Source organism: Chloroflexota bacterium (assembly GCA_023475225.1).
GTDB lineage: Bacteria > Chloroflexota > UBA6077 > FW602-bin22 > JAMCVK01 > JAMCVK01.
This window is the reverse complement of record JAMCVK010000010.1, coordinates 1-11,611: the sequence shown is the minus strand read 5'-3', so window position 1 is coordinate 11,611 and position 11,611 is coordinate 1. Positions and strand designations below refer to the sequence as shown.

Annotated in this window: 9 protein-coding genes and 1 pseudogene; 5 read left to right on the top strand and 5 right to left on the bottom strand. The window is 56.5% G+C overall.

Annotation, left to right across the window (positions count from 1 at the left end; genetic code table 11):
• The 4 genes from M1136_01750 to M1136_01735 all read left to right on the top strand — a co-directional run.
• The coding region (locus M1136_01750) for an aldehyde ferredoxin oxidoreductase (protein ID MCL5074363.1) at positions 1-1,567 on the top strand (1,567 nt) is incomplete at its 5' end.
• A 238-nt stretch (positions 1,568-1,805) separates the two neighbouring features.
• A complete protein-coding gene (locus M1136_01745) occupies positions 1,806-2,972 on the top strand; it encodes an iron-containing alcohol dehydrogenase (GenBank protein ID MCL5074362.1) in 1,167 nt (388 codons plus the stop codon).
• Between the two features lie 37 nt (positions 2,973-3,009).
• A complete protein-coding gene (locus M1136_01740; GenBank protein MCL5074361.1) occupies positions 3,010-3,882 on the top strand; it encodes an MTAP family purine nucleoside phosphorylase in 873 nt (290 codons plus the stop codon).
• A 21-nt stretch (positions 3,883-3,903) separates the two neighbouring features.
• A complete protein-coding gene (locus M1136_01735; GenBank protein MCL5074360.1) occupies positions 3,904-5,208 on the top strand; it encodes an FAD-dependent oxidoreductase in 1,305 nt (434 codons plus the stop codon).
• Here the strand turns inward: M1136_01735 and M1136_01730 are convergent.
• The 5 genes from M1136_01730 to M1136_01710 all read right to left on the bottom strand — a co-directional run bounded on the left by M1136_01730 (position 5,170) and on the right by M1136_01710 (position 9,378).
• The gene (locus M1136_01730; GenBank protein ID MCL5074359.1) at positions 5,170-6,051 is read right to left on the bottom strand and encodes a DegV family protein; all 882 of its coding nucleotides are present in this window, start codon (positions 6,049-6,051) and stop codon (positions 5,170-5,172) included. The two genes, M1136_01735 and M1136_01730, sit on opposite strands and share 39 nt — an antisense overlap.
• 605 nt (positions 6,052-6,656) lie before the next feature.
• On the bottom strand, positions 6,657-7,313 hold the full coding sequence (locus M1136_01725; protein ID MCL5074358.1) for a glycerol-3-phosphate acyltransferase: 657 nt from the start codon (positions 7,311-7,313) through the stop codon (positions 6,657-6,659).
• Between the two features lies 1 nt (position 7,314).
• Positions 7,315-8,646, bottom strand: a complete 1,332-nt coding sequence (locus M1136_01720; protein ID MCL5074357.1) for a B12-binding domain-containing radical SAM protein — start codon at positions 8,644-8,646, stop codon at positions 7,315-7,317.
• Between the two features lie 122 nt (positions 8,647-8,768).
• On the bottom strand, positions 8,769-9,113 hold the full coding sequence (locus tag M1136_01715; protein MCL5074356.1) for a type II toxin-antitoxin system PemK/MazF family toxin: 345 nt from the start codon (positions 9,111-9,113) through the stop codon (positions 8,769-8,771).
• A complete protein-coding gene (locus M1136_01710) occupies positions 9,106-9,378 on the bottom strand; it encodes a type II toxin-antitoxin system HicB family antitoxin (GenBank protein ID MCL5074355.1) in 273 nt (90 codons plus the stop codon). The genes M1136_01715 and M1136_01710 overlap by 8 nt, the downstream gene beginning before the upstream one ends.
• 670 nt (positions 9,379-10,048) lie before the next feature.
• On the opposite strand from M1136_01710, the pseudogene M1136_01705 reads away from it, so the two are divergent.
• Positions 10,049-10,862 (top strand): annotated as a pseudogene (locus M1136_01705) (FTR1 family iron permease).
• The last annotated feature ends 749 nt before the right edge of the window (positions 10,863-11,611 follow it).

The window sequence follows — 11,611 nt, the reverse complement described above, 5'->3', positions numbered from 1 at the left end:
TGGTGGCCCATTGGCGGCCCTGGGGGTCTCCAGTGCCGGGCGGCTCTCCGTGGGGGCCAAAAGCCCTCTAACCGGGGGCATCAAGGAGGCCAATGCCGGTGGTACCCTGGCCGATAGCCTGGCCAGGCTTGGCTATAGAGCCTTGGTCATCGAGGGCAGGCCTCGCCATAGCTCGTGGAGCCTGTTGGTAATCGAGGAAGGGGGACCTTCCCTTCTGCCAGCGACCCCATACCAGGGACTGGGGAACGAAGAGATGGCCGAACGCCTTCAGGCCGATTTCGGACCCTACTACAGCATCGCTTCTATCGGTCCAGCTGCTGAGCAACAGCGGCCGACCGCCGTTGTAGCCATCACTGACACCAAGGGACGCCTCAGTCGGTTCGCTGCCAGAGGGGGACTGGGAGCGGTCATGGGGAGCAAGGGATTAAAGGCCATCCTCGTTCGAGCGGATGGGGGGCAGAGCCCCCGCTTAAATGATGCGACTGCTTTCCGTGCGGCGGCTAGGGACTTCAATCACGAGGTGGCCACTAGCCCACGTACGGAGAGTCTGCGTAAATATGGCACGGCCTCCACGGTCGGTCTGACTAATAGCTGGCAAGGACTGCCGACGCGTAATTTCAGGCAAGGGGTCTTTGAGCAGGCGGAAGACATTGGCGGTGAGGCGCTCTATGACCTCATCACCTCACGTGGCGGACAGGGCGACCCCTCTGAAGCCTGTATGCCGGTCTGTGCTATCAGCTGTTCTAACATCGTCCCGGACAGCACTGGGCGACGCATCGTATCGGCCCTGGAATACGAGACCTTAGTCATGCTGGGGTCCAATCTAGGAATCGGCGATTTAGACGCTATCGCTCGCTTGAACCGCATCTGCAATGAGCTAGGGATCGATACCATTGAGATTGGGGCGGCCCTTGGGCTGTTGATGGAGGCCGGAAAGATCCCCTTTGGCGACTGGAAACGGACGGCTCAGTCCTTGCGGGAAATAGTTGACGATGGGACGCTCGGCTCAATCATTGCCCAGGGCTGCGCCTATACCGGCCGTACTTTGGGGCTGGCGCGCATACCGGCGGTAAAGAATCAATCGCTCTCAGCCTACGATCCACGGGCGATCAAGGGCACAGGTGTTACCTATGCTACTTCACCGATGGGCGCCGATCATACCGCCGGATTGACCATCTTTGCCCCAATTGATCACCACCATAAAGATGGGCAAGTGGCGCTCTCTCGTTCCTCCCAGCTGGATCGGGCAGCCTACGATGCGCTGGGACTCTGTATTTTCCTGATGGCTGCCACTGGCGGCAAACCGGAGCTGGTCAGCAGGCTGTTGAACGCTGCCTATGGGTGCTCTCTTGAGCCGGGCTATATCCACCGCTTAGGAGGCGAGGTTATAGAGCGCGAACGTGCCTTCAACCACACCGCCGGCTTCGGCCCTCAGGATGATCGCCTGCCGGCCTTCTTCTCCAGCGAACCGCTGGGTCCTGGGCGACTTCTCTTCGACATCCCGCTGGAAGAGTTGCAGTCCATCTGGGAAGCGACAGCGGCCGGCCAAGGTGCGTTCCAAGGGTAGCAGAACCTGCCGGGGGGTCAAGGAGGGATGGTGCAGCCCAGATCTGGTCCCCCCTTCTCTTAAGGGGTAGTTCAGAAGGGGGTGACTCCCTTCTGGGAGAGTTCTAGGGCTCCGCCCTAGCTTCTAGCCCCCTTCTCCCGTAAGGCGGGAGAAGGGGGATAGGGGGGATGAGGGCAGCACCCTCAGTAAGGGGGATCTTGTCAAAAGGTAGACTTTAATTTGAAGGGGGGTAACAGCTATGAAGCCTTTCGTTTTTAGCATGCCCACGGAAATTCGCTTTGGTTGGGGAGTGGCGAAGGAGATCGGTGAGGCAGCCAGGCAGTTGGGTGGGCATAAGGCTCTTATCGTCACCGATAAGGGGATTGAGAAGGCTGGTTTGCTAACGGACATCGTAAACTCTGTGCATTCGGCCGGTGTGGAGACCGTCGTGTTCACTGGGGTTGAACCCAACCCCCGTGACGAGAACGTGGCCGCTGGAGCGGCCCTTGGTCGAGAAAGCGCTGTAGACATGCTTATCGCCGTTGGTGGTGGCAGCTCCATCGATGCCGCGAAGGGAATAAACGTTCTGCTCACCAATGGTGGGGAGATCAAAGATTACCGCGGAGTCGGGCTGGTGCAGAAACCTACCCTGCCCTTCATCGCCGTCCCGACGACAGCCGGTACCGGCGCTGAAGTGACGCGCGGCGCGGTTATCACTGATACGGTCAGGCAGATAAAGATTGTGGTCGTCAGTCCCTTCAATCGGCCTAAGATTGCTCTCGTCGATCCCTCCCTTACTGTCTCCCTCCCCGCCCGGGCCACCGCAGAGACGGGGATGGATGCCCTAACCCATGCCATTGAGACTTATGTTTCTTTGTTAGCCCAGCCGATGACTGATGCCCTGGCTCTGGCAGCCATCGAATTGATTGCCAATAACCTTGGTAAGGCTGTGGCCAACGGGGCAGACCAGGAGGCACGATCGAAGATGATGTTGGCCAGCATGATGGCCGGCGTTGCCTTCAGTCACGCCCTGGTAGGAACGGCCCATTCACTAGCCCATCCCCTGAGCACCCGCCACAACCTCCCCCATGGGCTGGCCTGTAGCATAATGCTGCCCTACGTGATGGAGTTCAACCTGATCGCCGCACCGGCCAAATATGCGGCTATCGCCAGGGCTATGGGTGAACACGTCGCCGGGCTATCTTCTCTTGAACAGGCCTACGGTGCGGTGCAGGCCGTCAGGTTATTGGCTTCAAGTATTGATCTTCCCACCAGCCTTCAAGAGGTTGGCCTCAAAAAAAGAGACCTTCCTACCCTGATTGATGATGCGCTGGAGGATGAGTCAAGAAAGCTCAATTCGAGAGTGACGACCCGGTCAGATATAGAGTGTCTATACGGGAGAGCGCTGAGTGAGGAGGAGGGCTAGGGCCCCAATATATAAATTTTAGGACGGGGAGCGAACGATGAGCGTCACAAAATCGGTACCTAAGGTTGACTTCGCCTTCATCGGTGGTTCAGGCACGAGGGAGTGTCGTTTTCCGGAGGAGCTGGCTGATCCGGCGGTTGCAGTGCTGGAAGACAATCTGGTGTTCGGAACTTCTCTGGGTCGGTCGGCCAAGTTTAAGCTGTTACATATTAAGCAGGATGAGGAGCGAGGCTATAAGGAGAAACAGGTATTGTTTGCCCGTTATCACGGGTGGCAGACGTTTGCCACCCACTTCGCCGATCAGGAGAAGGTCTTCTGGGTCTTTGAGCAGGCCGGGGTCAAGCGCATCCTGGCTGATGGCACGGTGGGGGGCGTCAATCACCTGCTGGAGCCGGGGGATGTGGTGGTACCTCACGACTTCATTGATAATCGTACGAATACGAGTAAGCTCTTTCAGGAAGGAAAACTGGTGCGCTTTCGGCGGGCACTATGCCCGGAGTTGCGGCAGGTTCTGGTAGCAGCTGCGCAGGAAGTAGGATTCCGGCGCGTCTTCCGGCGAGGAGTATGTGGTGTGACTGAAGGGCCTCGCTTTGAGACACCGGCGGAGGTGGCTATGTTCAAAGTCCTGGGGGCCGATATCGTAGGGCAGAGCCTCTGTCCAGAGGCCTACCTGGCCCGGAGCATCGGGGCCTGCTATGCTGGGATGTATCGCGTGACTAATTACGCCGAGGGTTTGGTTGAGGATTGGACCCAAGGGGATTTGTGGGAGCAGTACAGCCCGGATTCGGCGCAGCGCATGGCCAAAGCGACGCTGCGTGCCCTGGGTCAACTGGATCTACCCGTTGCCTGCGGCTGCCAGGGCGATTGTACCGTGCGGCCACCCCACGTTTTACGTTTCCCTGATATGTAGGCATCGCCAGGAGGATAGTCCATGAAGATGCTCAAAGAGCTCCCACGGGAGACACCGATCGTCGCTGAGGCGGACGTCTTGGTCATCGGGGGTGGTCCGGCCGGCTTAGGGGCAGCGATTGCTGCAGCCCGGCACGGGTCCGAGACCATGCTACTCGAGCGTTATGGGTACCTTGGTGGACTGGCCAGCGGTGGGTTAGTGCTTTTATGGGACGACCTCAGCGATGGACGGGAACGTGTCATTGGCGGGATACCGCAGGAGATATTGGAGCGTTTGAGCGCTATGGGTGCGGCCGTTTGTACACCGCCGGAGGCCCTGGGCCAGGCCAGCCCCTCTCTCTGGCAACAGTGGGGGCGATGGGGCTTCATAAACTGGTTCCAGCCTGGCTCCGTTCCTAAATCGATCGTCTACTGCTGTAGCGTGGACCCCGAGGCTCTGAAGTATGTGGCTGATGAGATGGTGACCGAGGCAGGTGTGCAACTTCGTCTGCATACCTTGGCCGTAGGAGCCATTGTGGAAGAGGATCAGGTGAAGGGAGCGGTCGTAGAGAGCAAGTCTGGTCGGGAGGCAATCCTGGCCAAAGTGACCATAGATGCCAGCGGGGATGGAGACATTTTCGCCGTGGCCGGGGCCGAACACCGCCGCGGCCAGTTGCCGCTGACCCTGGTGCATCGTCTTGGTAACGTGGATACGGAAAAAGCCATGCGCTATGAGGAAGAGCATCCTGAGGAAGCAGCGCGGCTGGACGCTGAGGTCAAGGCTATCCTCGGCTGCGATCACCACTTCTGGTGGATGTCAACGGTGCGCAAAGGGGTAGTTTGGATAAATGCACCAACCTATAAGGGTCTGGATGCGCTCTCCATCGAGGATCGAACCTACATCGAAAGGGAAGCCCGCAAGCGAATTTGGCATTGTCTGGACTTTGTTCGTCGCAACTTGCCAGGCTTCGAGGCAGCCTACCTCCTGGACACGGCTTCCCAGCTCGGCGTCAGACAGAGCAGGCTTCTCAGCGGTGAGTACATTGTTACCAAAGAAGATATCAGTGAGGGTCGGTATTTCGCCGACGCTGTTGGGCGGGCGCGTAACTATTTCATCCCCTATCGGTCCCTGATCCCCAAACGGCTCAATGGTCTCCTGGTGGCCGGCCGTTGCTATTCAGCCACCAGGCCCGCCCAGCTTCTCAGCAGAGAGATAGCGCCATGTATGGTCATGGGACAGGCGGCAGGCACAGCCGCTGCCTTGGCCGTCGAGGGCTCCTTACGGCCCAGGGAGGTAAACGTCTCTCTCTTACAGGGCTCCCTCGCCAGGCAGGGAGTCATCCTCTAGGGGCAGGAAGGCCAGCCCCAGCACCCCGGGGCCAGTGTGGACACCCATAGCTGGGGTAAATTCGGTAAGGAAAAGCTTGGCGCAGCGAAATTGTTCTGCTACGGTCTCCTTCAGCGCCTCAGCCTCAGCTAAGACGTCAGCATGCATCACGGCTACCTGTAGCCTGCCCCCTTGACCTGCCTGGAGACGCATGATTTCCAACAGATGCTCCACAGCGCGGCGCCTGGCGCGTGTCCTTCTCAAGACTTTCGCCTGGCCATCGACGATGGTGAGGATGGGCTTGATGTTCAACAAATTGGTGGCCCAAACGGCCACGGCCGGAACACGGCCACTCTTCTGGAGGTACTCCAGGGTATCCAGCGCGATTAGAGTCCGCACCCTGGCCATAGCCCTCTGCACCACCTTGACCACCTCCTCAAGGCTGCCCCCATTATAAGCCCGCCGTGCCGCGGCCAGGGCGACTAAACCCACGGCCGCCGCCCCCATGCGACTGTCAATGACGCGAATGGGGATATCACTCAGCAGCATCGCCGCTTGACCAGCCGATTCGTATATATGGCTGAAGGTGGAAGAGGTGGCCACACAGACGATACCCGGCGCACCCTGAGACCTGGCCTCCTCATAGATCTGGAGATACTCTCCCACTGAGGGGGCTGAGGTAGTGGGAAGCCTCTCAGCCTGACGTAGCATCTGATAGAATTCGGTGGGGGTTAAATCTATCCCATCGCGGTAGTCCCTCTCACCGAAGATAAGGTGGACAGGTGCTACACGAATATCGTAACGCCGTACCATGTGAGCCGGTACGCAAGCACTGCTGTCTGTCACCACGATAATGCGAGCCATCGGTTATCCCTCTAAAAAAGCGTTGAATATCTCCCCCAAACCCCCCACGGGGGTTCAAGGGGCTGTGCCCTCACCCCCTGCCCCCTCTCCCGCTTTGCGAAAGTAGGGGCGAGGTGACCTCGCCCCTACTAGGGCGGGCCTTAGAACCATCGGTTGAATGCCCTCATCCCCCTTGCCCCCCTTCTCCCAGAGGGAGAAGGGGGGAGGTGGATTTGGGGATACACCAAACCCCAGCAGAAGGGCGAAGCCCTTCTGCGCTTCCCATTTAGGCCGGGAAGAGGGGGGCCGGGGCGGAGCCCTATCCGCCTTAGGCGGACCAGAAGGGGTGTTCCCCTTCTGGGCTGTGATCTGAAAACTGTAGGGGCGGGGTCTCCTCGCCCTCTGGTATTGTAGTATTGTAGGGGTGAGGTCTCCTCGCCCTCTGGTATTTGAATAAGGGCACGGTAACCGTGCCCCCTACCCTCTCCCGCTATAGGCTTCATCCAGAAGCCCCCTTTTATGCCCTCCCCTCCCACGGGGAGAGGGAGCCAGATAGTCGACGGCCAGCGTTTGGCCTCTATAACCCTCCAAGGGTAGTGGGCTGTGCCCCCTTGGAATCCCCTAGTTCAGTCTCTATCCGACCGCTCCCGACGTCCGGCCAGGCGCTGTCTAGGGCGACGATCATGGAGTAAACGATTCAGGATGACACCTTTTCGGTCGGCAGGGAGCTGCAGTTCGGGTTGGATCCCTTCCAGGCGCCGGATGATCATCAAGACGAAGGCGGCTATGACGAGGAGGATGATGGCTTGTCCTTCACCCGTCCACCAGAGAAACATGGGGAAAGAGCCCATCCCCAGGAACATGAAGAGGGCTAATCTGTTCAATAACAATCCTAGGGCGAAAACGAGAATGAGGGGGAGAACCTTCAGGGGAAGACAAGCCAGAAGTACGCCTATGGTAGTGGCCATCCCGCGCCCCCCACTGAATTTGAGGAAGATGGGCCAATCATAACCGATGATAGCCGCTAGCCCAGCCGCAGCGGTGAGATAGTCTCCGCCACCAGCGTGCCTGGCGACCAACACAGGCCAGGCACCCTTGCCAATATCGGCCAGTCCAACGCCGATCGCCGGGAGGCGCCCCACGTTATGCCAGACGTTGGCCGCTCCCAGGTTCCCCGTGCCATAGTCACGGATGTCCATCCCCTTCAGCAGCTTACCGGCTAGATAGCCGAAGGGGATGGAGCCCACAAGATAAGCGGAGATTACTAATATTAGTGCAAACAATTTAGCCTATAGCCTCGTCCAGTTGGATGGTAGATGGCAAAAGGGACTGCTGGCTCCAGTATTTAGCCCCCCGGCGCATGCTCAGGTTGAACAACCAATATAGCGGTGCGAGACGATGAAATAGCCCAATTCTTTTAAGGATTGAGGACAGGGAGTAGAACTGCTCTAGAGCCCAGATGAAGCCCTCAGCCAGACGCTCAGGGGACATAAGCCACGGTCGGAAAACAACGTGGGCAACATCGTAATGGCTCCAATCTCGATCGATGATGCGACCATCCCTTTCAAATTCGGTGTGGAGCTGCGTTCCCGGCAGCGGTGTCACGATGCTGAAGTTCACCCCCTCCAGTCTGTTGCGCTGGGCAAATTCCAGGGTACGTTCAAAGACTGATTCGTCATCCTGATCAAAACCGAACATAAAAGCGCCGAATACAGCGAGGCCATAGGAGCGAATTCTTTTGATTGCTTCCTCAAATTCATTCACTATATTAAAGTGTTTACCGACGTGCTTCAAATTTTCCGCTGACAGTGATTCGAAGCCGATGATCACCCCAGTGCAGCCACTATCGGCCATCAGCCGCAATAGCTCCTCATCCTTAGCCATAGTGATGCTCGCCTGACTGACCCAGCGTAGACCTAAAGGACGAAGGGCTCGAAAGAGTTCCTTGGCTCGTCGTAGCTGCCCGACAATGTTGTCATCAACGAAGAGGATGAGTTTCTCCTTCAGGGCTGCTAGTTCACGTATTATCTCACCTATTGGCCGTTGGCGATAGGAATGGCCAAAGAACCTGGTAACAGTACAATAGCCGCAATTGAAAGGGCAGCCACGTGTAGTCTGGATGGAGTTCGCGATGAGGTAACGATAGTTTGGCTTGTGGAACAGCTCGCGCCGAGGAAAGGCGAGGTTGTTCAGGTCAGGGAAACCCTCGGCGTGATAGAAACGTTGCATGCGCCCCTGCTGGAAATCTACCAATAGCCTGTCCCATACGCCTTCCGCCTCGCCGACGACCACGGCATCGCAGTGGGCAGCCGCCTCCTCAGGGAGAGTGGTAGGGTGAATACCCCCCAGAACGACGGTCGTCCCGTGTTGACGGAAGCGCTCAGCTATAGCGTAGGCCCGCGGGGCCGTGGAGGTCATAGTGGAGATGCCCACCAAATCGAACTGTCCATCGTAATTGATGTTCTCGAAGAGCTCGTCCACAAGGGCGACCTCGAACTCGGGAGGCGTCAAGGCGGCCAGCTGAGCCAGCCCCAAGGAAGGAGCGAAAGAGAGGAGTTTCCCTTTCCGCTTCAAGGGAGGCTCATCACAAGTGGGGTAGATGAGCAGGATTTTCATCTCTACACCTCCTGATACTAATATAATGATAGCCTGCCTGGCCGTCAAGGCAGAAAGCAAGGGTGAATAACGAGGTCCTAGGGGGTGTTCCCCTTTCGCTTGTCCCTGTCCACCGTCTCCTCCTAGTGTTCTAGCCCCAGGCTGTAGTGCAGGGCGAGGTCAACCTGCTGCATCTTCTCCCCGCTCAGGGCGCCAACAAGAGCACCTAGGCGCCTTTGGTCCACCGTCTGGATCTGCTCGCACAGAACAATCCCGTCAAGGCGCAGCCCGCCTTCCTCGGCCGTGAAAGGCACATGGAAGGGGTAAACTCGCCGGCGTGGCTGAGATGTGATAGCGGCGACGATGGTGGTAGAGCTTGTGCGATTACCGATATCGTTCTGGATAATGAGCACGGGGCAGCGTCCCGCCTGCTCGAAGCCGGTAGCAGGAGGAAGCTGCAGCCAATAGATCTCGCCACGCCTAACCATCGGCCCGCTCGTCCCAGCGGGTATTCCGCCGGATCATCTCGCTGGTCAGTGGAAAGGCCTCCTCAGCGATGCGGCGGTTCTCCTCGGCCATCTCCCGATAGCCTTCCTCCATCAGCGCCTGGATGCACCTCTGCTCTTCCATTTTCAGCAGCTCGGCGATAACACCGCTCCGGGTGGTTGCGCGCTCCCTCGCCAGCCGGTCTGCGAGGTCCAGGAGTTCCTGAGGGAGACTAATAGTTATCTTGGCCACCTTTCGTCGACCCATAGCATACCTCCAGAACAGAGTATACCATACCGCCAGTCATGCAAATCAAAGACGAGCTTCCACTCGTGGGGGGAGGCCACAAATAATAACTGGCTCAAAAAAGCCCTCGATGCGTGATAGGTTTGGTTGTTGCCAAAGGGAGGGGAAATAGAGTAGGCTCACCTGAAGAAAGACCATCACAAGGATGGGAGTGAACCCACGTGGGAGTGAGCGAAACCCTCAAGATATAGCAGATGATGACCTGAATGTCGATAGGCTGGAGCAGTATTTTGGCCAAGGAAATAGAGAGGTTCAGGAAGCGGCTGAAATTCTCTTGAGAAAAAGTCTCCCCTACTTGACAAGGGGTAAAGGGGTGTGTTATATTTTAGGTAGACCGAAAGATTATTAATAGGTATATCTAAAAATTTTCAACAGGTGGACCGAAAAATTATCAACTTTTGAACGCAACCCAAATATATTTGATATTACTTGTCCAATCTCTGGAGAATAGGGCAAATGTGAAAGGAAAAGGTGGGTCCACCTGGAGCCGCAGTCCGGGCAAGGCTAGTCGCCAGCTTTACCACAAGCACACATCAGCCCTTGATCTGACAAGGGGTCTCATCCAAAGAGAAAGGAGAATGTGAGGAAATGGTGGAATATCCAATAAAGCGTGATAGAAAGGAGGCATCCGATGGGTGCAGCGATTCTTATAACCCTCAGGGAGGGACTGGAGGCAGCACTGATTGTCAGCATCATCCTTGCCTTCATTAGCCGGCTGGGGCGACAAGACCAGTTCCGCAGTGTCTGGCTGGGCACCGGGGTGGCGGTAGGGGTGAGCTTGGTAGTGGGAGGAGGCGTCTTTTGGACGGTAGGGGAGCTCTCCGGCCGGGCAGAACAGATCTACGAGGGCACAGCAATGCTGATAGCGGTGGCTGTTCTCAGCTATATGGTGCTCTGGATGAGGAAACAAGCCCGTTTCCTGAAAGCCCAACTAGAGGCCCAAGTGAAGTCTGCCCTCCAGACAGGTTCCACCTTTGCCATGGCCTTCCTCGCCTTTGTGGTGGTGGTCAGGGAAGGTATCGAATCGGTATTTTTCCTATTTCAGCGCCTGGCGGGTGGAGGAGAATGCTCTAGCGCTGTTCCTGGGCGGATTCATCGGACTGGTGGTCGCCATCGCCATCGGTTATCTCGTCTATAAAGGGAGCCGATTCATTAATCTGCGCACCTTCTTCAATATCACCGGGGTGCTACTTATCTTCTTTGCCGCTGGCCTGCTGGCTCACGGCATCCATGAATTTCAGGAAGCGGGAATCTTCCCTATCCTTCAAGAGGAGGTGTGGAACACCAATAGAGTGCTCAACGAGAGCAGCGGGCTGGGCAGCTTCCTTAAAACCCTTTTTGGCTATAATGGCAATCCGGAGCTTCTTGAGGTGCTCTTGTACTTCGCCTATTTGGTTGGGGCTCTGTGGACTTTCTTCCGCCCCACCAGCGCATCCCGCCCCTAATATGTAATAGGCCAGGAGGCCGCTACCCCCAATAAGAACTATCCCCTAGATCTGGTGCACCTCTGACAAAGATCCAACTCTAGGGGATAATTCTCGACCGGATGAGTATCGCGCTGTAGGTTTTTGATACTGCCCTTTTCGATGTCCATAGAATCAATCGCCCATAGACCCGAGGACTGAAGATATTGTGGGCTTAATATCCCTCACTTCAAACCAAGGTGTCCCAAAAGGCCGTTCCAAAAATAGCTCCAAGAAATCCTTTGGGTTTTCAGAAAAAACTCCTTACCCACAATTTGACGAGAAACCTCACAGTACGTATTGCGTCAATAGAAAATAAGGACAATTGTCCTAAATGAAACTGTTACCGAAGGGCGGATTGTTGGGTCACAACTCGTCATGATGTGTAATCTCGAAAGTACTTTACCCCCACGATTTCACGTCACGATAACAAGTAGCGTTCTTTTTATTCAGGCTTTTCTTAAAGGGACAAGGAATGGGGCTCACCTACTTGTGTTAGACCCTTCAGTCTGGTTAGAAAGCACAAGGAGGAGAGCCCGAGATGAAGGTAGCACAAAAGATTTTGGAGTGCAACAGTGCTAAAGAGGTGATAGAGCTAGCGGATTCCCAGGCAAAGGCTAATCTGAGGGCATGGAAAAGGAGATTGCTTGAGGAGGCTTGAGAAAACCTGGTAGATAAATACCATGGCCCCAAATGGCTAAAGATTAGGGAAAGAAAACCCACTCCCTGGG

Excerpts from the sequence above, each read along its gene's own strand:
- M1136_01710 (MCL5074355.1), bottom strand. The coding sequence starts at position 9,378 with ATGGGTCGACGAAAGGTGGCCAAGATAACTATTAGTCTCCCTCAGGAA.
- M1136_01740 (MCL5074361.1), top strand. The coding sequence starts at position 3,010 with ATGAGCGTCACAAAATCGGTACCTAAGGTTGACTTCGCCTTCATCGGT.
- M1136_01735 (MCL5074360.1), top strand. The coding sequence starts at position 3,904 with ATGAAGATGCTCAAAGAGCTCCCACGGGAGACACCGATCGTCGCTGAG.
- M1136_01720 (MCL5074357.1), bottom strand. The coding sequence starts at position 8,646 with ATGAAAATCCTGCTCATCTACCCCACTTGTGATGAGCCTCCCTTGAAG.
- M1136_01715 (MCL5074356.1), bottom strand. The coding sequence starts at position 9,113 with ATGGTTAGGCGTGGCGAGATCTATTGGCTGCAGCTTCCTCCTGCTACC.
- M1136_01745 (MCL5074362.1), top strand. The coding sequence starts at position 1,806 with ATGAAGCCTTTCGTTTTTAGCATGCCCACGGAAATTCGCTTTGGTTGG.
- M1136_01730 (MCL5074359.1), bottom strand. The coding sequence starts at position 6,051 with ATGGCTCGCATTATCGTGGTGACAGACAGCAGTGCTTGCGTACCGGCT.